General features: G+C 68.2%; 19 protein-coding genes. 12 read left to right on the plus strand and 7 right to left on the minus strand.

Annotated features, from left to right (window positions below):
- Window positions 1-6: 6 nt before the first annotated feature.
- Genes ACLJPD_RS31905 through ACLJPD_RS31915 form a run of 3 tightly spaced genes read left to right on the plus strand, consistent with a single transcriptional unit; the run spans window position 7 to window position 3,973 of the window.
- The gene (locus ACLJPD_RS31905; RefSeq protein WP_410877174.1) at window positions 7-1,254 is read left to right on the plus strand and encodes a heavy-metal-associated domain-containing protein; all 1,248 of its coding nucleotides are present in this window, start codon (window positions 7-9) and stop codon (window positions 1,252-1,254) included.
- Window positions 1,251-2,660 carry a decarboxylase gene (locus ACLJPD_RS31910; protein WP_410877175.1) on the plus strand — a complete coding sequence of 470 codons (1,410 nt, stop codon included), beginning with the start codon at window positions 1,251-1,253 and terminating at the stop codon, window positions 2,658-2,660. The genes ACLJPD_RS31905 and ACLJPD_RS31910 overlap by 4 nt, the downstream gene beginning before the upstream one ends.
- Window positions 2,660-3,973, plus strand: coding sequence for a pyridoxal-phosphate dependent enzyme (locus ACLJPD_RS31915; protein WP_410877176.1), 1,314 nt, complete (start codon window positions 2,660-2,662; stop codon window positions 3,971-3,973). Before ACLJPD_RS31910 ends, ACLJPD_RS31915 begins: the two co-directional genes overlap by 1 nt.
- Here ACLJPD_RS31915 and ACLJPD_RS31920 read toward each other — a convergent pair whose 3' ends face one another.
- Window positions 3,974-5,491: a condensation domain-containing protein gene (locus ACLJPD_RS31920; protein ID WP_410877177.1), complete on the minus strand. Its 1,518-nt coding sequence runs from the start codon at window positions 5,489-5,491 to the stop codon at window positions 3,974-3,976.
- Window positions 5,492-5,707: 216 nt separating this feature from the next.
- On the opposite strand from ACLJPD_RS31920, the gene ACLJPD_RS31925 reads away from it, so the two are divergent.
- From ACLJPD_RS31925 to ligD, 3 genes are all read left to right on the plus strand, one after another.
- On the plus strand, window positions 5,708-6,094 hold the full coding sequence (locus tag ACLJPD_RS31925) for a cold shock domain-containing protein (RefSeq protein WP_410877178.1): 387 nt from the start codon (window positions 5,708-5,710) through the stop codon (window positions 6,092-6,094).
- Window positions 6,095-6,221: 127 nt separating this feature from the next.
- The gene (locus tag ACLJPD_RS31930; RefSeq protein WP_410877179.1) at window positions 6,222-7,301 is read left to right on the plus strand and encodes an ATP-dependent DNA ligase; all 1,080 of its coding nucleotides are present in this window, start codon (window positions 6,222-6,224) and stop codon (window positions 7,299-7,301) included.
- Window positions 7,298-8,296, plus strand: a complete 999-nt coding sequence (gene ligD, locus ACLJPD_RS31935; RefSeq protein WP_410877180.1) for a non-homologous end-joining DNA ligase — start codon at window positions 7,298-7,300, stop codon at window positions 8,294-8,296. The genes ACLJPD_RS31930 and ligD overlap by 4 nt, the downstream gene beginning before the upstream one ends.
- 42 nt (window positions 8,297-8,338) lie before the next feature.
- Here the strand turns inward: ligD and ACLJPD_RS31940 are convergent, their stop codons facing one another.
- Window positions 8,339-9,049 carry a hypothetical protein gene (locus tag ACLJPD_RS31940; protein ID WP_410877181.1) on the minus strand — a complete coding sequence of 237 codons (711 nt, stop codon included), beginning with the start codon at window positions 9,047-9,049 and terminating at the stop codon, window positions 8,339-8,341.
- Between the two features lie 394 nt (window positions 9,050-9,443).
- Window positions 9,444-10,013 (minus strand): TetR/AcrR family transcriptional regulator, encoded by a 570-nt coding sequence (locus ACLJPD_RS31945; RefSeq protein ID WP_410877182.1) that lies wholly within the window; start codon window positions 10,011-10,013, stop codon window positions 9,444-9,446.
- Between the two features lie 235 nt (window positions 10,014-10,248).
- Between ACLJPD_RS31945 and ACLJPD_RS31950 the strand changes: the two genes are divergently transcribed.
- Both ACLJPD_RS31950 and ACLJPD_RS31955 read left to right on the plus strand, forming a co-directional pair.
- Window positions 10,249-11,679 carry an SDR family NAD(P)-dependent oxidoreductase gene (locus ACLJPD_RS31950; RefSeq protein WP_410877183.1) on the plus strand — a complete coding sequence of 477 codons (1,431 nt, stop codon included), beginning with the start codon at window positions 10,249-10,251 and terminating at the stop codon, window positions 11,677-11,679.
- 70 nt (window positions 11,680-11,749) lie between these two features.
- The gene (locus ACLJPD_RS31955; RefSeq protein ID WP_410877184.1) at window positions 11,750-12,124 is read left to right on the plus strand and encodes a DUF2784 domain-containing protein; all 375 of its coding nucleotides are present in this window, start codon (window positions 11,750-11,752) and stop codon (window positions 12,122-12,124) included.
- On the opposite strand, the gene ACLJPD_RS31960 is transcribed toward ACLJPD_RS31955, so the two are convergent.
- Entirely contained in the window at window positions 12,105-12,857 is a 753-nt protein-coding gene (locus ACLJPD_RS31960) for a thioesterase II family protein (RefSeq protein WP_410877185.1), read from the minus strand. The genes ACLJPD_RS31955 and ACLJPD_RS31960 overlap by 20 nt on opposite strands.
- 42 nt (window positions 12,858-12,899) lie before the next feature.
- Here ACLJPD_RS31960 and ACLJPD_RS31965 point away from each other — a divergent pair, with 42 nt between their 5' ends.
- The gene (locus ACLJPD_RS31965) at window positions 12,900-14,285 is read left to right on the plus strand and encodes a CoA transferase (RefSeq protein WP_410877186.1); all 1,386 of its coding nucleotides are present in this window, start codon (window positions 12,900-12,902) and stop codon (window positions 14,283-14,285) included.
- A gap of 10 nt (window positions 14,286-14,295) precedes the next feature.
- On the opposite strand, the gene ACLJPD_RS31970 is transcribed toward ACLJPD_RS31965, so the two are convergent.
- Entirely contained in the window at window positions 14,296-14,865 is a 570-nt protein-coding gene (locus ACLJPD_RS31970; protein WP_410877187.1) for a TetR/AcrR family transcriptional regulator, read from the minus strand.
- 106 nt (window positions 14,866-14,971) lie between these two features.
- On the opposite strand from ACLJPD_RS31970, the gene ACLJPD_RS31975 reads away from it, so the two are divergent.
- The 3 genes from ACLJPD_RS31975 to ACLJPD_RS31985 are packed head-to-tail and all read left to right on the plus strand — an operon-like array spanning window position 14,972 to window position 18,157.
- A complete protein-coding gene (locus tag ACLJPD_RS31975) occupies window positions 14,972-16,186 on the plus strand; it encodes an FAD-dependent monooxygenase (protein ID WP_410877188.1) in 1,215 nt (404 codons plus the stop codon).
- 55 nt (window positions 16,187-16,241) lie between these two features.
- Window positions 16,242-17,282, plus strand: a complete 1,041-nt coding sequence (locus tag ACLJPD_RS31980) for a nucleoside hydrolase (protein WP_410877189.1) — start codon at window positions 16,242-16,244, stop codon at window positions 17,280-17,282.
- Window positions 17,279-18,157, plus strand: coding sequence for an amidohydrolase family protein (locus ACLJPD_RS31985; RefSeq protein WP_410877190.1), 879 nt, complete (start codon window positions 17,279-17,281; stop codon window positions 18,155-18,157). The genes ACLJPD_RS31980 and ACLJPD_RS31985 overlap by 4 nt, the downstream gene beginning before the upstream one ends.
- Window positions 18,158-18,210: 53 nt before the next feature.
- Here the strand turns inward: ACLJPD_RS31985 and ACLJPD_RS31990 are convergent, their stop codons facing one another.
- Together ACLJPD_RS31990 and ACLJPD_RS31995 are read right to left on the minus strand one after the other, a co-directional pair.
- Window positions 18,211-18,843 (minus strand): response regulator, encoded by a 633-nt coding sequence (locus ACLJPD_RS31990; protein WP_410877191.1) that lies wholly within the window; start codon window positions 18,841-18,843, stop codon window positions 18,211-18,213.
- On the minus strand, window positions 18,840-19,988 hold the full coding sequence (locus tag ACLJPD_RS31995) for a sensor histidine kinase (protein ID WP_410877192.1): 1,149 nt from the start codon (window positions 19,986-19,988) through the stop codon (window positions 18,840-18,842). The genes ACLJPD_RS31990 and ACLJPD_RS31995 overlap by 4 nt, the downstream gene beginning before the upstream one ends.
- Window positions 19,989-20,044: the final 56 nt, after the last annotated feature.

The raw sequence follows: 20,044 nt of genomic DNA on the forward strand, positions 1-20,044 counted from the left end.
GGAATGATGGGTACGCCCCCCGTGCAGCACTACGATCGCCGCGCCGCGTCCCGGGTACTGGCCCGACTGGCCGCCCCCGGGCTCTTCGCCGCCACCGAACCGCCGCCTCCCGTCTGCATTACTCTCCGCGCCACTGCTTTACGGCCCGAACCGAACAGCGCGCTGACGCTGCCCCAGCGGATGTACCTGGAACGGTTCATGCGACCGTGCCGCCCCGACCAGGTGACCAGCGCCACCCACCGCCTCACCTGGACCGACAGCGCGGGCATCCCCAACACCGGGTACTTCCATACCGCCGGCGCAGGTCCCGAACTCGCGGTGATCGCCAGGGAAACCGTTCTCGCGCTGTGGCATTCGCTTGCCGAGTCCGGCCTGCCGGAACGAGCCGCGGCGCTGCCCGCCCCTGATCACGCTGTCCTGTTCGCGACCACCACCGATCACGATCCGCACGAGATCTTCCGGGTCGGGATCGAGGCCACCGGACGGGCGCTGGTGCAGCACGGACTGATCGCCGCCGACACCCCCTATCGCGACGTCGTCGAATTCACCAGGGGGATCAATGATTCCGGCATCTTCACCGCCGTCGCAACCCGCTGGTTCTGGGAGTTGCAGGCGTCGACCTTCCGGCGCGGGATGATCCCGGTGCGATTGGCCATCCAACCCGACGGGTCCGTGCGCTACACCGCCGACTCGATCGCGGTCCTGCGCGCGATGAAGGACGCCACCATCGCCGACGCGCACGCGGTGATGCGGCGCGCGACCACCGAGGAAGGCCTCGACAGTGAGACTGCCGTCGCGAAGTACCACGACGACCTCGACCTGATCTCTCGGCAGTACGCGCTGCTCCCCGCCGACACCCGACCCACCTGTCTCGCTGCGACGCAGCACGATATCGACGGCGCGGGCGTGCAGGTGCTGGCCGCGGTCGCCGACCGGTTCGTCGAGACATTCGCCGCACTGGCGAACTCGGTGGAGGTGGTCGAGAACCTTACCGAGGAGCTGTCCGGAACCGAGCACGATGACGGTGTCTTCTACGTACCCGATATGAGCTGCCGGCACTGTGTCCGCACGATCACCGCGCTGCTCGAGTCGATGGATATCCCTGTCGTCGAGGTCGACCTGGAATCCAAGCGGGTGATCGCCCGGATTCGCAGTCCGCGCAACCGGTTCCGGGTGTTCGAGGCACTGCGCGACGGCGGCTACAACCCGGTCGACGACGTGCCGGCGCAGGTGCCCGGCGCGTCGGTGGGATGATCCCGCCCGCCGTTCCCGCCGCGCTGCATCCGCTCGTCGCCGCGTTTCTCACCGACCGCGACGGCGTGCGGGCGGCGCTGCGCCGCTACGGCTCGCCCCTGCACCTGGTGTTCCCCCAGGTCTTCACCGCCAACCTCGCCGCGCTGAGAGCCGTGCTCGACGCAGGCGGTGTCCGGCACCGAATCTGCTACGCGCACAAAGTGAATCGCTCGGTGACGTTCGTCCGCACCGCCGAGCAGGCGGGGATTTCGGTCGATGTGGCGTCCGCGCAGGAGCTGCGTTCCGCACTGGATGCCGGATTTCGTGGCGACCGGATCGAGGTGACCGGGCCGAAAGGGGCCGCGGTGCTGGGGGCGGCACTGACCGCGGGGGCGACGGTGAACGTGGACAACCTCTGGGAACTCGACACCCTCGCCGAGCTTGCACCGCCGGGTCGCGCAGTCCAGGTGCTGCTGCGGGTTTCGGGCTTCCTCGGTAGCTCGCCGAGTCGGTTCGGCATCGATCTGGCAGACATCACGACGGCCATGGATCTGCTCGTACGGCACCGAGATCGGTTGCGGTTGTCGGGTTTCGCCTTTCACCTCGACACCGCTGCCACCACGGAACGGGTCAACGCCGTCGGTGACTGTCTCGAACTGATCGAACGAGCCTACGAGCACGGCCTGGCGCCGACAGTGCTCGATATCGGCGGCGGCCTGCGCCAGGTCTTCACCGCCGACGCCGCGGGCTACGACGCCTACGACCACGCACTGCGGGCAGGTCTGCTCGGGCGGGGACCCGCGATGCACTGGGGCAACAACACTTTCGGCTACCACGTCGCCGAGGGCATGGTGCACGGCGGGCCGGTGTTCCACAAGTACGCCAATACCGAACCCGCCGCCGCGATCCTCGCCGAACTACTCGCCGCCCCACTCCCCGGGCACGGCGGTCGCGCACTGGGGACGGTGCTCACCGACAATCTGCTCGAGCTGTGGCTCGAACCGGGCAAGGCAATGGTCGACCACGCCGGAATCACCGTGGCGCAGGTCGAATTCGTCAAACAGGCGGGCAACGGCGCGACGCTGGTACATCTGGATCTCAGCCGCGACACCGTCACCGCCGCCGACCAGGAGGTGCTCATCGATCCGATCGTGCTCGGTGACAACGCCCGCTCCGACCCCGCCGGTGTGTACTTCGCCGGCCGTCTGTGCCTCGAGCGCGACCTGATCACCCAGCGGCAGGTGCGAGTCGAGCGGTTACCGTCCCCCGGCGATCCGGTGGTCTTCGCCAATACCGCCGCCTACCACATGGACTTGTCGGCCGCACAGGCGAGCATGCACCCGGTTCCGATGAAAGTCGCAGTGCTGCAACGCGACAACCAGTTCGCGGTCTGTCCCGATGCCGACTACCGACCCGGGGACCAGTGATGGTCTACACCCACATCACCGAGCTGATCGGCAACACTCCCCTCCTGCGCCTCGACCCCGCCGTCCACGGACTACCCGATGTCGACCTGTACGCGAAACTGGAGTCGCACAACCCTTTCGGTTCAGTCAAGGACCGCGTCGCCTGGGCGATGATCCGCGACGACCTCGAGCACATGACCGCGAGCGGGCAGTCGCTCATCGAGGCCTCCAGCGGCAACACCGCCAAAGCGCTGCGGGTACTCGGCGCGCTCCACGGCATCGGGCTGCGCGCGGTCACCAACCGGATCAGGGTGGGCGAAGTCCGCCAGCTGCTGCAACTGCTCGGCACCGAGATCGTGGAACTCCCCGGCCTGTCCGAGTGCCCCGATCCGCATGCGGCCGACGATGTTTCGGCCGTCATCGAGCAGACCGTCGGCCAGGCGCCCGACCGTTGGTATCACCCCTCGCAGTACACGAACGAGCGCAATATCGCCGCCCATCACGACGGCACCGGCACCGAGATCGCCACCGAACTGGCCGACGCGGGCATCGGCCACCTCGACTACCTGATCGGCGGTCTCGGCACCACCGGCTCCACCCGCGGCACCGCGACCGCACTGCGCGCCCATCATCCGGGGCTGCGCACCATCGGCGTGGTGTCGGACCGCTTCGATTTCATTCCTGGCATTCGTTCCGAGCGTGAGATGTGGGATGTCGGCCTGTTCCGTCCGGATTTCTACGACCAGATCGTCACCGTCGACTCCGCCGCTGCCATCGAGTCGACCCTCGACCTTGCCCGCGGCTACGGCGTCCTCGCCGGACCGACAAGCGGCGCAGGCTATTTCGCCGCTTTGCGGACCCTGGCCGCGACACCGCGACCCGAGGGCCGCCCACTGGTGGCCGTGTTGATCGTGTGTGACCGGATCGAACCGTATCTGTCCTACTTCGCCAAACGCAGGCCGGACCTGTTCGGCAAGCCGACCGCACCGGCGCCTCCGAGCCCCGACGACACCGCGCCGACGCTGTCGCCCGCCGCACTGGCCGAACTCGACCGCACCGGCAGACCCACCGTGGTCGACACCCGTGGCGCGATGGCCTACCGAGTCGGGCACGTCCCCGGCGCACTCAATATCCGCGACGACCAGCTCGACGACATGCTCACCCAGGGCGTGCCGTTTCCACGGTCGCGGCCGGTGGTGTTCGTCTGCCCCGTGGGCGAGACCTCACTGCGCTTCGCCGCGCTGGCCCACCGCGCGGGCTATGACGCGTTCAGCCTCGCGGGTGGCATCGTCGCGTGGCGCGACGCCGGCTACGCCATGGAGCGCGGCAGCTGATCAGACGAGCACCCTGGTCGCGCGGCGGGCGGCGCGCAGCGAACGACCGTGGCCGGTACCGGCCAGCAAGACGGCCAGTGGGCCGCGGTACCCATCGGCGAGCATTTCGACGACCGCACGGAAGCGGGCGACGAAGTGCTGTGCGGTCGCCTCGTCGAACCGGGCGATCGGATAGAGGAACGACCCGTCGACCCCGGCAGGCGCGCCGAGCTGGTCGTAGTGATCGGTGAGCCCGAACTCGAGGTCGTGTTTGGCCCTGACCACACCGGTCGGCACCTCGGTGATCGAAAGGCCCTGTGCCGGTATTCGTTCGGCGGTGACGCGTGGCGCCTCGGCGCGCTGGAGGATGAGGGTCGCCTGGAACAGCGGGAGCGCGGCGTCCTGCGGCAGGCAGCGTTTGAGGCGGGGGTTGGGAGTGTCGGGGTGGGCGTAGGCGGCGAGCGCGACCCGGCGGACCTGATCGAGGAGCTCGCCGACATCGGCCGCGCGGTCGAGGCGAACCCGCATCAGCACGTCGTCGGAGAAATTGCCGACGAGGTCGTCGAGCAGACGGTGATCGCGACCCGAGATCGCCGTGGCGACAGTGACATCGCAGGTGCGGGCGACGGCGCCGATGGTGAGGGCGAACGCGGCCTGCAACACCATGAACAGACTCGCCCGCGCGTCCTGCGCCACCCGCAGCAGGCCTGCGTGCGTCGCGGCATCGAACGAAATCGGCAGCAGCGCACCGGCAACCGGGTCGATCGAGGGTACGGGCTGTTCGCGCGCGGGCAGGTCGAGCAGGGCGGGGCGACCCGCCAGTGCGTTGGCCCAGTAGCGCAGCTGATGGGTGGCGCGGCTCCACTCGTCGGTGAACTCACCGAGCTGCTCGTGCTTCCACAGGGTGTAGTCGATGTAGCTGACCGGCAGCGGTGGCCATTGCGGGGAGGTGCCCGCGCGGCAGGCCAGGTAGGCGGTGACCAGGTCGCGGATCAGCGGGGCCATGGACCGGCCGTCGACCGAGATGTGGTGCACGACAAGGGCGAGCACTACGTCGTCGGGTCCGAGTACGAACAGCCGCGCCCGCACCGGCAGGTCGCGGGTGAGGTCGAAGGGTTGCTCGGCCAGCGCGGCGACCGCGGGCGCGAGTTCGGCTTCACCGACGCCACATTCGACCACGTCGAGAACGACCTCGTCGGGATCGACCACCTGTTGGGCGGGGCCGTGCTCGGTCACCGGATAACGCGTGCGCAGCGGAACATGGCGGGCGACAAGCAGGGTCAGCGCCGCACGCAGCGCGGCCACATCGACGGACGCGCCGCGCAAGCGCATGGCCCGCGCGACATTCCAGTCCGCCGACCGGCCGAGCCGGGCGGCCTGCCACATCCGCTCCTGGGCGGGCGCGAGCGGCACATGGGCCGGACACGGGCGTGGCGCGAGGACCGGTGCGGCGGTGGGCCGCAGACACACCGGGGCACTTCCCGTGCGCGCCGTCGCCATCAGAACGCCGCGACCTGCGTCGAATCCCCCCGATCTCATCCCCACACCGGGGTCCAACACGCGTCTACAACCTCCACACCGTCCGACAGGTGCGCAACGCTAACGACCCGACATGAACATGCAGTTACCGGATCGTGACAATGCACGGTCGGCCCGCCCGGATCGCGGATCTCCAGATTTCGCCGACTATCCACTTTCCGGGCGAAATCGCCCAAAAGCCGCGTTAGAGTAGCGATGGGAAGCGGAACGAGGAGTGTGTTGGTGTCCATCGGGAAATTGGTGTCGTTCGACGGTTCACGGGGTTTCGGCTTCATCCGGCCCGATGACGGCGGGCCCGATGTTTTCGTCCACGTCAACGACATCGGCCTCGACGAGGACGAACTGCGTCAGGGTCGCCTGTTCGAATTCGATGTGACCGAGGGTGACCGTGGCCCCAAGGCGATCAACCTGACCGCGGTCGGCCAGCCCGTCGCGGCACCGAAGGTGCGCAAGACCGGCGACCGGCTCGGTCCCGACGAACTGCGTCAGCAGATCACCGAACTGCTGTTGGAGGCCTCGCCCGCGCTCACCGCGGCCGAGATCATCACCATCCGCGACCGGTTCACCATCTTCGCCGACGAGCGCGGCTGGCTCGACAGCTGATCGCGACACCGCGCACCCGATCTTGCGCGCACCTGTCGGTACCTCGTCCTACGATCGCCTCACACACCGATTAATCGGGCGTGCTCGCATCGTCGACACGGGTGAACACACCCGCGAGGAGGATCGGATGGATCTACCGGTGATGCCGCCAGTGCGCCCCATGCTGGCCAAGTCGACCCCGTCGTTACCGCGCGAGCCTGGACTCAGTTATGAGCCGAAGTGGGACGGCTTCCGCTGCATCGTGTTCCGCGACGGTGCCGAGATCGAACTCGGTTCGCGCAACGATCGCCCGCTCACCCGGTATTTCCCCGAGTTGGCCGAGCTGCTCAAAGCCGCGCTGCCGCAACGCTGCGTCGTGGACGGGGAGATCGTGGTCGTCACCGATCAGGGCCTGGATTTCGATACCTTGCAGCAGCGGTTGCATCCGGCTGCTTCGCGGGTGAACAAGCTCGCGGTGGAGACACCAGCCAGTTTCGTCGCCTTCGATCTGCTCGCCCTCGGCGATCGCGATCTCACGACCGACCCGTTCGTCGAGCGGCGGCGTGAACTCGAATCGTTGCTGGAGGCTGCGCCGGGCCGGATCCATCTCACGCCGATCACCCGAGATCCCGACGTGGCGCAGGACTGGTTCACCCGATTCGAGGGCGCGGGCTTCGACGGCGTGATGGCCAAGTCCGACGAGCAGGCCTACCTGCAGGACAAGCGAGTGATGCTCAAGATCAAGCACGAACGCACCGCCGACTGTGTGGTCGCCGGATACCGGATGCACAAGGACGGCGAGGGCGTCGGTTCGCTGCTGCTCGGGCTGTTCGACGACGAGGGCAACCTCAATCACGTCGGCGTGGCATCGAGTTTCACCGCGGCCCGGCGCCGCGAGCTGCTCGGCGAGCTGGCGCCCTTGCGCGAGAACGCACTCGACGACCATCCGTGGCGCAACTGGGCCGATGCCGTCGCACAGGCCAACGCCGACGGCAAGATGCCCGGCGGGCAGAGTCGGTGGAGCGGCGGCAAAGACCTGTCGTGGGAACCGTTGCGGCCGGAGCTGGTCGCCGAGGTGCGCTACGAGCACGTGCAGTCGGGACGGTTCCGCCACGGCGGTCGGCTGGCCCGGTTCCGACCCGACCGCACCCCCGATTCGTGCACCTATGCCCAACTCGACGAAGTGGCACCCGCCGAGCTCGACGCGATCTTCGGGATCGGCCGATGAGCGCCGCGCTGGAACTCGACATCGACGGCCGCGCGCTGACGATCAGCAATCCCGACAAGATCTACTTCACCAAACGCGGCGAGACGAAGCTCGACCTGGTCAATTACTACCGGGCGGTCGCCGACCCGCTGCTCGGCGTGATCGGTGGCCGCCCGCTGCTGCTGGAACGTTATCCCGACGGCGCGTCGGGCAAATCGTGGTTCCAGAAGCGAGTGCCGAAGTCGGCGCCGGACTGGCTGCGGACCGTCGAGGTGTCCACCCCGAACGGCACCACCAGCGACGCACTGGTCGCCCACGATCTCGCGCACATCCTGTGGGCGGTGAATCAGGGCTGCCTCGGTTTTCACGTGTGGCCCAATCACGTCCCCGATCTGCGGATCGCCGACGAACTGCGCGTCGACCTCGATCCCTCGCCCGGCATCGGTTTCGACGATCTACGCCGGGCCGCGGTGCGCACTCGCGAGCTGCTGACCGAACTCGGCATCGACTCGTCCATCAAGACCTCGGGTTCGCGTGGGCTGCACATCTACGCCGCGCTGGAACCGCGGTGGGACGGTTACGAGGTGCGCGCGGCCGCGGTGGCGATGGCCAGGGAACTCGAACGCAGGCACCCCGACGAGATCACCGCGCAGTGGTGGAAAGAGGAGCGCGGCGCGCGGGTGTTCATCGACTTCAACCAGAACGCACCGCACAAGACCGTTTTCGGTGCCTGGTCGGTGCGGCCGAAGGTCGGCGGTCAGGTGTCGACGCCGATCACCTGGGCCGAACTCGACACCGTGGTCCCCGACGAACTCACGCTCGCCACCGTGCCCGCCCGGCTCGCCGAATCGGGTGATCCGTGGGCGAACCGGGCACCGCAGTCGATCGCACCGCTGCTGGAGATGTCGGAGCGCGACATGGCAGCGGGCCTGATGGACGCACCGTGGCCCCCGCAGTACCCGAAGATGCCGAACGAGCCGCCGCGCGTACAACCGAGCCGGGCCAAGAAGGACTGAGCGCCGGCCGCGGATCCGGCAGACCAGATGCGGAGGCCGGGTCTATTCGGCGGTGGTCCAAGGCGACCAGACCGCGGCACTGCCCTTGCCCTCGCACACGAGCGCATGGTTGTCGGAGGTGCGGCCCGACTTGTCCACCGAGGGATCGCATTTCGCACCCGCGGTGTAGTACGACCCCGACACCCGGAACGGTCCCGACCAGGTGTAGCCGCTCGGTCCGCGCAGACACAGCAATGTCGCACCGTCTGCGGCGACGCCGAGCAGACCTACCTTCTCCGCGGCACACTCCGTGCCCTTCTCGACGACACTGCCCTTCTCGGGCGGGCTCGTCACCGGGACGGGTTGGGTCGCCGTCGGCGCGCCCTGGGAGGTGACCGACACCGTCACCGGCATCGGCGTCGAGGTCGCCGACTGTGCCAGCGTCGGAATCGACACCTCCAGCCCGCCGAACACCGCGAGCCCGATCGTGGCCGCGACCGCCGCCTCGGAAATGCCGAGCAGCAAGGCCAATACCGCGATCCCCCGCCCGCGCGGATGCCCGAACGACAGCAGCCCGAACACGATCGCGATCGGGAACAGCACCACCAGCGCGGCGGCGAGCGCCACCATCGCATACGGATTCACGCGCGGCTGATCCCCGCGACGACCCCCTGCGGCTTCGTCCGCACTCACCTGCGGCCAGCGCTGGCCGTCCCACCGCCGATCATCGGACTCGTGCTCGGGGTCGTCATCCCATTCCTCATACCGTGCCATCAACCCCGGGTCCCTCTCCGATCTCCCCGGGCGCGCACGAAACAGGTGCGACGCCGGGTTACGCGACGAGAATAGGGACTCGGACCCCGGTAGCACAGCTCAAACGCGAAATAGGGTCACAGTGATATAACACGTAATTTCGCCGCAGCCCCCCGGGTAACGAGCCAGCTATCGCCTCTGCACAGGTGACCGGATCAGGTTCATGCTGGTCAACTGGTCAACCATTGTCTCCACCCCTGCTCACGAGAAGGATTCCACGACCAACAGCACGCCTCCGGTAGACCGACCGTTAGCCGAGGATCTCCATGCCGACGGTTACGCAACCGGCCGTGCCGGCCCACAGCGTCAGAAGTGCGGTGGTCGCGATGCGGCACTCGGCGCACGCGCTCGATTCCTAGCGTTCGCCCGGTTCCACGCTCGGTATCGGCTCGGTGGCCAGCACGCTCGGAATCGTCACGGTGATCATCGTCAGCAGCGTGTCGGCCAGCAGTTGATGCACCTGCGTCCTGGTGAGCGTGCCGCGGGTGATCCATTCGCGCCCGGCGACCTTCACCAGGCCCGCGTAGGCGAGCACCAGCGCGCGCAATGGCGCACTGTGTGCCAGCTCGGCGCGTCCGATCATCACCAGCATGCGTTCGGCGGCGGCGTCGTCGGCCTGGTCGAGGATTTGCTGCACTTCGGGGTCGTCACCGACGCCCTCGTGGCTGGTGACCTTCACCCAGGTGGTGCCGTGTTCGGCGATGGTGTCCAGCAGCCAGCCCACGATCGCGTCGACCCGCTCGCCCGGTGTGCCGTCGGGGATGGAGACCTTGTCCTGACGCGGCAGGGTCACCATGCGACGCACGACCGCCAGGTACAGGTCGCGCTTGTTGCCGAAGTAGTGGTTGATCAGGCCGCGCGCCACCCCCGCGCGCTGGGCCAGTTCCGCGGTCGACACCGCCGCGTAGGGCCGTTCGCCGAACATGTCGATGGCACAGGCCAGGATCTGCGCGCGTCGCTCGTCGGGTTCGAGCCTGCGCCTGCGCGGCGCGTCTGCGGTGTCGGTGTCCAGCGGGGAAATCGCGGTGCTCCGTCGAGTTCGATAGGCGTCGCGCGGTTGCGGCGACGGCCCATCACGATACCCAGCGGGTCGCTCGCGGGGCGAATGCGAGAATAGATGTCGTCCACCGCTCCCGCACGAAGGAATGTCGCACTCCCCGATGACCGAGAACATGATCGATCCGGATGAGTTGGCGACCTGTCTGCGGGTGCTGGAACACGCCGGGCAACTGGAGAAGGAACACCCCGATTCCATCGCTGTGCAGCGTGCGGTCGGGCACATGTTCAAGAAGCTCAAGCACCGTCGGCGTATCGAGGCCAGAGAGCAGATCTCGTCGAACGATCGCGCGGTCATCGCCGCGACCGCCACGGGGTCGCCGCAACGTATCGACGACGAGACCGCGGGCATCGCGATCAGCTCGTCCACCTCCGGCGCGAGCGCGGGCACTCTACTCAAGGCGCGGCCCTGCTACATCTGCAAGCAGAAATACACCCAGGTCGACGCGTTCTACCACCAGCTGTGCCCCGATTGCGCGGCCGCGAGCCACACCAAGCGCGATGCCCGCACCGACCTGTCCGGCAAGCGCGCCCTGCTCACCGGTGGTCGCGCCAAGATCGGCATGTACATCGCATTGCGCCTGCTGCGCGACGGTGCGCACACCACCATCACCACCCGCTTCCCCAACGACGCGATCCGCCGCTTCGCCGCCATGGAGGACAGCGCCGACTGGCTGCACCGGCTGCGCATCGTCGGCATCGACCTGCGCGACCCCGCACAGGTCGTCGCACTGGCCGACGACGTCGCCGCGCAGGGCCCCCTCGACATCCTGATCAACAACGCGGCCCAGACCGTGCGCCGATCGGCCGGTGCCTACAGCGCCCTGGTCGACGCCGAGACCGCGCCGCTGCCCGCGGGTGTACTGCCGGAGATGGTCACCTTCGGCAAGACCATGCAGGCACACCCGACCGCGCTCACCGCCTCGCTCACGCCGTCGCTGTCGGCCACCGATGTCGCCGAACTCGCGCTGGTCGCCGGTTCGGCCACCCCGGAACGGATCGCGGCGGGCGTGGCCATCGACGCCGGTGGTCTCGTCCCCGACCTCGCGCACACCAACAGCTGGGTGCAGACCGTCGGCGAGGTGGAGGCCACCGAACTGCTCGAGGTGCAGCTGTGCAATTCGGTCGCGCCGTTCATCCTGGTGTCACGGTTGCGGCCGGCGCTGGCCGCCGCGGCGGGCAGGCGCAAGTACGTAGTGAACGTCTCCGCGATGGAAGGCCAGTTCGGCCGCGGTTACAAGGGCCCTGGGCATCCGCACACGAATATGGCCAAGGCCGCGCTGAACATGCTCACCCGCACCAGCGCGCTCGAGATGTTCGAGGCCGACTCGATCCTGATGACCGCGGTCGACACCGGTTGGATCACCGACGAGCGCCCGCACTTCACCAAGGTTCGCCTCGCCGAGGAGGGCTTCCACGCACCCCTCGACCTCGTCGACGGCGCCGCTCGCGTCTACGACCCGATCGTGCAGGGTGAGGCAGGCGTCGACCTGTACGGCTGCTTCCTGAAGGATTACCGGCCTTCGCCCTGGTGAAGTCCAAGCGATGCCGAACCGGAATCATGATCATCATTGCGGTCGGCGAGCGGGTACATATTCTGAACAGGTGCCGTTCCGCGTGTTGGCCGACGTTCTCGCCGTCACCCACGTCGCGTTCATCGCGTACGTGGTCGCCGGCGGCTTCCTGGCGTGGCGATGGCCCCGCACGATCGGCCTGCACGCGCTGGCCGTGGCGTGGGGTTTCGGCACCGTCCTGATCGGCTTCCACTGCCCGCTCACCTACGCGGAGAACTGGGCGCGCAGGCAGGCCGGAGTGGGCGAGTTGCCCGCCGCGGGATTCATCGACCACTACCTGACCGGGGTGATCTACCCCGACAGCGCGGTCGGCTTGGTACGCGCGCTCGCGGCGCTGGCGGTACTCGTGTCGTGGTTCGGCTACGCGCGCCTGTACCAGCGCCGGCTCAGTTCACGTGCCGTGTGATCTCCTGCGCCACCGCGGCGTGCTGTTCGTCGAGATAGAAGTGCCCGCCACCGAATGTGCGCAGGCTGAACGGCCCGTCGGTGACCGAGCGCCACTGCTCAGCCTGTGCCACGGTCGTCGTCGGATCCTCGGTGCTCACCAACGCGACGACCGGGCAGCTCAGTAGCGGTCCCGGCCGGTGCCGATAGGTTTCGACCGCCTCGTAGTCGGCACGGACGGCAGGGAGCACGAGATCGGCCAGACCCGGTTCGGTGCGCAGCAGTCGCACCGGTGCGGGGTCGTTCGCCAGCCGTTCGAGGTCATCGATGAGGGCGCCATCGGTGGCCTGGTGCAGACGCGCGGTTTCGACGAATTCCGGTGCGGGACGGCCGGATACGATGAGCGCGGCGATCGGCTGTCCGGCGACGGCGAGTCGCAGTGCGGTCTCGTAGGCCACGGTCGCGCCCATGCTGTGGCCGAACAGCGTACGGGCCGGTCCCGGCTGACGCGCGATGTCGGCGGCGATCCGGTCGGCGAGCACATGCAGGTCGGTGATCGCCGGATCGTCGAGGCGGTCCTGTCGACCCGGATACTGCACCGCCGTCACTTCCACGCCGGCACCGATGTGTCGCGCCAACGCCCGATAGAAGGTCGCCGATCCCCCGCCCGGCGGAAAACACGTCAGCCGCCCGCACGCCGACGTGCCAGGTCGCAGTAGCCGAACCCACTCCGTCGCAGCCGTATTCACGCCCACATCACACTCCTCACCGTCATCACCACAACTAGGCTGGTCGATGTGACCACCGCGCAGCAGCTCGTCCACGCCTACGAGTCGGGACTGGGACTCCCACCGTCGGGCGATGCCGACGTGCCGCAGGCCGGTGCGCGGTTGGCGGCCACCCTACCGGTGTGGGCGCTCGCTGCGGGCTCGGTCGCGGCGGCGAGCGCGGCCGCCAACCGGATCAGGATCGCACAGGGCCTGCCCACCCGCCCGGTTCGCCTCGATGCCGACCGGGTGACCGCGGCCTTCAGCAGTGAACGCCTGTTCCGTCGAGGCGGCAGCGCACCCGCGGTCTTCGCCGAACTGTCGGGTTTCTTTCGCACCGCCGACGGATGGGTGCGCACCCACGCGAACTACCCACACCACCGGGAACGGCTGCTGACGGCGCTGGAGCTGGCCGCCGACAGCGACGCCGCCCAGCTCACCGCTCGATTGTCCACGAGCAAGGCCGCTGAGATAGAAGACGCCGCGACAGCTTTCGGCGCGCTCGCGGTCCGTGTTCGTCCCGAAGACGAATGGTCGGCCAGCCCGATGGGTCGTGCGGCCGCCACCGGCCCGGTGGTCGCGATGGATGTGCGCGACGACGAGCAGGACCGACAACCGACCGATCGGCTCAGCATCGCCACGTCGGCGACCGCCACGACCGATCGACCCCTGACCGGCATCCGCGTCCTTGACCTCACCCGTGTCCTCGCAGGTCCGGTCGCCACCCGAACCCTCGCGCTGCTCGGCGCCGACGTACTTCGCGTCGACCCGCCGCACCTACCCGAGATCGACTGGCAGTTCGCTGACACCTGCCAGGGCAAGCGCTCCACGCTGCTCGACCTGCGCACCGATCTGGCGACCTTCGAAGATCTCCTCGATGCGGCGGATGTCCTGGTCACCGGCTATCGCCCGGGCGCGCTCGCCGCGGCAGGGGTCCGCGCGGCCCGACGTCCCGGCTTGATCGAGGCATCCGTCTCCGCCTGGGGCACGAACGGGTCTTGGGGTAACCGACGCGGTTTCGACAGCATCGTCCAAGCGGCATCGGGCATCTCGCTGCTCGAAGGTGCACCGGATCGTCCCGGCGCGCTACCCGCCCAGGCACTCGACCACGGGTCGGGCTACCTGCTGGCCGCCGGTGTCATGGACGCGCTGTTGGCTCGTGCCGACGACGGGTTCGGCCGGATTGTTCGAGTTTCCTTGGCCCGCACCGCATCCTGGCTGCTGGCCGCGGCCGACCGCTCCCCCGATCACCGCGCCGCGACACCGCCCGATTCGGCGTCGATCGTCACCCACAGCGAACTGGTCACGGCCGCACCGGCATTCGCCGACTACGACGACTATCGTTGGCCCGCACCACCTTACGGGTCAGCACAACCGTTCTGGGTAGAAGCGCCCGATCACTACCATCGCCCGTGACCGGCCTCGGTCACTTCCCCGCGAGCGCCTGGACAGCCACCGTGAGCTGATCACCGTCGACAGCCACCTCGCCCGGATCCAGTAACCACAGCAGCCCGAGCCCTTGGGCGATCACGAAGTACATCCGCCCGATCGCCGCGGCCTGTGCCGCATCGAGTTCGGGGTGCGCCGCCTGCACGTGGGCACCGAGGTCGGCGAACGCCCCGGACATCTGGTCGCCCAGTTGCGCCCGGGCGTCGTCGGATCGCACGATCCGAACGATGTTCTCCAGGCTGGCCAACATCGCCTCGTGATTGCCCGCGAACACCTCGGGCATCCCGTTCCACAGCAGCGCGAGCCCCTCCAGCGGTGACTTCCCGGTGCCCGCGGCGATCAGGTCGTCCATCGCCTGACCCATGGAGTTGCCGAGCGCCTCACTGAGCGCCTCGGTGACGAGCCGGTCCTTCGAGCCGAAGTGGTAGCCGATCGCGGCCAGGCTCACCCCTGCCGCGGTGGCGATATCGCGCGCGGTCGCCTTCGCGACGCCGCGCTCCAGAATCACTTTCCGCGCCCCAGCCAGTAGATCTTCCCTGTTGCCCATGCTCAGCAGCCTACCCGACTGTCTTAGACATTTGTTCTAGACATGCGTGCAATACTTTGTTAGACATATGTCTAAGACATTCGTACATCAGACGGGAAACACCATCATGAGCATCACCAGCCCCCTCCACGTTCTCGTCTCCGGTGGCGGTATCGCGGGCAACGCGGTCGCACTCCAGTTGCTGCGCAACGGCATTCGCACCACCGTCGTCGAGCGCGCCGCGGTCCCCCGCCCCGGCGGTCAGGCCGTCGACCTGCGCGGCCCGAGCAAGGAGGCCGCCGAGCGAATGGGGCTGATGGAGGGCATCGCCGAGTACCAGCTCGACGAGCGCGGCATGTCCTATGTCGACGGTGACGGCAAGATCTACGCCAGGATGGCGATGGCGGACTTCGATGGCCAGGGCGCCGTCGCCGAAATCGAGATCACCCGCGGCGATCTGAACCAGGTGTTGCTCGACGCGGTGGCGATCGCCGACAACGGTCAGCTCGACTACCGCTACGGCGAGTGGATCGACAAGATCGTCCAGGACGACACCGGCGCGGACGTCACCTTCGCCGCAGGCAACACCGAGCGATTCGACCTGGTGATCGGCGCGGACGGCGTCCACTCGGCGACCCGTGGGCTTGTCTTCGGACCCGAGGAGAACTTCAGCACCAACCTCGGTGGCTACGGTGCCTTCTTCACCATGCCGAAGCCGGCCGACGTCGAGCCCGGCTGGTTCAGCATGCGCTTGGTGCCCGGTGCCATGCTCGGCATCCGTCCCGACGCCGACCCGAGCACCGCCAAGGCGATCATCACCCTGCGCACCGCGAAGGATCCGGCTCTGCGCCGCGACGTCGACGCCCAGCGCGCTCTCATCAGGAAGGCGATCGGCGACGCGGGCTGGCATGCGCCCGCGATCCTCGCGGCGATGGATTCCACGCCCGACTTCTACTTCGACGAAGTCGCCCGCGTCGATGTGCCCGAACTGTCCATCGGCCGGGTCACCCTGATCGGCGACGCGGGCTACTCTGGCTCCCCGCTGAGCGGCATGGGTACCGCGATGGCGATCGTCGGTGCCTACATCCTGGCTGCCGAGATCGCCGCCACCCCGGATGATCTGGCCGGCGCGCAGCGGCGGTACCAGGACAAGATCTTGCCGTTTCTCGACAAGGCGAAGGAGATTCCCGGTGGCGGTATGGCGATGATGATCCCCAAGTCGCCGCTGGTGACGCGGCTCGCCAAGGTGAATGTGCGGCTGATGATGTCGCGCCCGATGCGCCCGCTCACCAAGAAGATCTTCTTCGGCCACACCGAGGAATTCGCCCTCCCGACCTACTGATCCCACCCACACACTGGCCGCGGACCGCGAAAGGTCCGCGGCTACTCTCGATGACGTGCCGCAGAAGATCATCCTCGACGTCGATACCGGGATCGACGACTCCCTGGCCATCCTGTACCTGCTGGCTTCCGACGACGCCGAGATCATCGGCATCGCCGCCACCGCGGGCAACGTGGACGGCGCGCAGGTCGCGGCGAACACGCTGGCCGTGCTCGATCTCGGCCGGGCACCCGAGATCGAGGTGGCGCTCGGCGCGGCCGAACCGCTGGCCGTCCCGCTGCGCACCACCGAGGACACCCACGGCCCGCAGGGCCTCGGGTACGCCGAGCTGCCCGTCTCGCCGCGTTCGCTGTCGTCCCGGTCGGCGGCCCAACTCTGGGTGGACCTGGTTCGCGCCGACCCCGGCGAGGTGACCGGGCTGTGCACCGGTCCGCTGACCAATCTCGCGCTGGCCCTGCGCATCGAGCCCGAGCTGCCGCGCCTGCTGCGTCGCCTGGTCATCATGGGCGGCGCGTTCAACCACCCCGGCAACACCACCCCGACCAACGAGTGGAACATTCACGTCGACCCCGAAGCGGCCAAGGAGGTCTTCGACGCCTTCTCCGCGGCTCCACAGGACCGCAGGCCACTGGTCTGCGCGCTCGACATCACCGAGTCCATCGAGATGCTCCCCGAACACCTCGCATCGCTCGCACGGTCGGCACACAGCGCACCGGTCGAGCAGATCGGCGCAGGAGATCCCCCCGAATTCCGCTCGGCGGCGAGCAATCCGATCATCCGCTATCTCACCGACGCGGTGCGGTTCTATTTCGACTTCCACCACCAGTACGACCTGGGCTATCTGGCGCACATGCACGACCCGTTCGCCGCCGCGGTCGCGCTGGATCCGGCCCTGGCGATCACCCGCCCGGCCACCGTCGACGTGGAGCTGGCCGGCACCATCACCCGGGCCACCACCGTTGCCGACTGGGCGGGGATGTGGGGCCGAAAACCCAACGCCGACATCGTGATCGGCACCGACCCCGCCGTCTTCTTCGAACGCCTCGTCACCCGCGTCGGTGCGCTGGCCCGCCACCTCTACCCGGAGCAGTCATGACCGTAGACACCGTCGCCTACCTCGCCGACTTCCGCACCCGCTACGCCCTCCCCGCGATCGTGGACGTGCACACGCACTTCATGCCCGATCAGGTGATGCGCAAGGTCTGGGCCTATTTCGATGCCGCCGGTCCGCTGACGGGCCGACCATGGCCGATCACCTACCGTGACGACGAGCAGGTGCGCCTGAAAACGTTGCGCGACTTCGGTGTTCGCGCGTTCACCTCGCTGGTGTACCCGCACAAGCCCGGCATGGGCGAGTGGCTCAACTCGTGGACCGCCGAATTCGCCGCTCGCACGCCCGACTGCCTGCACACCGCCACCTTCTATCCCGAACCGGACGCGCCCCGCTATGTGCGAGCGGCGATCGATGCGGGTGCGCGAGTCTTCAAGGTACACATCCAGGTCGGCGCGTTCTCCCCGCTCGATCCCCTGCTCGACCCGGTGTGGGCGATCCTCGCCGAAGCCGGAACCCCCGTTCTCATCCATTGCGGCTCCGGTCCCGCACCCGGAGAATTCACCGGCCCCGGCCCCATCAGCGAACTGCTGCACCGATTTCCGACCCTGCGCTTGATCATCGCGCATATGGGGACCCCCGAATACAGTGAGTTCCTCGACCTGGCCGAGCAGTACCCCCAGCTCTTTCTCGACACCACCATGGTCTGGACGGATTTCAGCGAGGGTGGCGCGCCCTATCCGCCCGCCGAACGCGATCGACTGATCCGCTTCGGTGATCGCATTCTCTTCGGCAGCGACTTCCCCAATATCCCCTACCCTTACGCCGAGGCGGTCAACGCACTCGAACGCTTGGACCTCGGCACCGAGTGGATTCGAAACGTGTGCCACAACAACGCGGTTGCCCTTTTCGACCTGTGACCGTGCGCCCCTCGGTGCGCATTCCCTCGGACGCCGGTGACCGCGCCTGGCTTTCAGCGGCCGATGATCTCGGCCGCGTAGACGGCGAGCCGAACACGGTTGTCGGTGCCGGTCTTTGCGAGCAGGTTGGCGATGTGGGTCTTGACGGTGCTCACGCCCAGGTGGAGCCGGTCAGCGATCTCCTGATTGCCGTACCCCTCGGCGACGAGACGAAGGACGTCGCGCTCCCGTGGTGTCAGATCGGGCGTGGGGACCGGCGCCGACGGTGCCGCGAGCGCCCGGTCGACCAGGCGGCGCAGCAGCGCGGGCGAGAACAACAGGTCGCCCTCCACCGTGCGCCGGATCGCGTCGAGCAGCACGGCCGGCTCGGTGTCCTTGACGAAATAGCCCGCGGCACCGGCGGACAGCGCGGGCAAGAGGTGTTCATCGTCATCGAAGGTGGTCAGCACGAGCACTTTCGCGCGCGGCGACGACGCGAGGATCTGCTGGGTCGCCGCGACACCGTCGAGGCCGGGCATCCGCAGATCCATGACGACGAGATCGGGGGTGAGTTCGGCGTACAGCCGCACCGCTTCGACGCCGTTGGCCGCTTCCCCCACGACGGCCAGGTCGGTGGTGTCCTCGATGAGCATCCGCAGGCCCGCGCGGACCAGGCGCTGGTCGTCGACGAGTAGCACGGTGATCACAACAGCTCCTCCGCTCGCGCGCTGTCGGGCAGCCACGCCCGCACCACCCAGGTTCGTTCCTCGGCGCCGACTGAGAGTGTCCCACCGGCGAGTTCGGCCCGTTCCCGCATTCCGACGATGCCGTGTCCCGGCGGTGCCGCCGTTTCGCGCCTACCGTTGACAACCTCGATCGCGATGCCGCCGCCACTGCTGCCCACCCGAAACCGCACGGGCACACCACGATCCGCGTATTTCATCACGTTGGTCAGCGATTCCTGCACCAATCGCAACAGTGTGAGCCTGCTGATGGCGTCGAGCCCGTCGAGATCGGTGTCCACGGTTGCCTCTACGGTGAATCCGGCGGCGCGCACTCGGGTGAGTGCGGCGGTGATCTCGGTGGCGACAGCGTCGGAGTCGACCAGGGCGACGGTGCCGAGGGCCGGATCACGTAGCGCGGCGAGCAGCCTGCGGATGTCGGCGAGTGCGTCGGCCGCCGTGCCGCGTACGTCGTCGAGGACGGCACGCACGCGCGGATCGGCTTCTCGCACAACATGTCCGGCGACCGAGATCCGAAGGATGATCGAAGCCATGTGGTGGGCGACCACATCGTGGAGTTCTCTGGCCAGTGCGGCTCGCTCGTCGAGGCGGGTCCGTGATTGCGCCTCTTCGGCGCGCATGCGCACATTCTCCGCCAGGTCACGCTGCCCACGCAGGTACAACCCGAGCAGCAACGGCAGTCCCACATACGCCGCGGCCTCGACGAGGGTGGACGCCCGGCCGATCGAGTTGTCGTGCAGACCGACCCGCCCGAGCGCCACGGCGGCTGCCCAACCCGCCGTCGCCACCGCCGCGATCGACCACCGGTGCGTGCGCGCGACCACGTCGACCAGCGCCACCGCACCGAGGTAGGGCACCAGGCCCGACACGCCCCAGGCGTCTGTCCGCAGCATCGGCACCGCCAACGCCGACAGCACCATCGACACCGCGAGCGGCCACCGCGACCCGGCCAGGAACACCACGCCCGCCGTCATCGCGAGCACCCAGTAGTGCGGTGGCACACGGTACTGGCCCGGGTACGTGCTGGCCAGCAGCAATACCGGGATCAGCACGAGCGGCAGCCACCGCAGCAGCCCTCGCCAGTCGCGGTGTGCACGGATGTCGATCACGCCCCCACGCTAGGTGACCGAAGGGCGTGGACCGCGCGAGTAGGCGGTCGGCGAGT

It is taken from the genome of Nocardia sp. A7 (assembly GCF_046549215.1).
In the GTDB taxonomy this organism is placed as follows: Bacteria; Actinomycetota; Actinomycetes; order Mycobacteriales; family Mycobacteriaceae; genus Nocardia.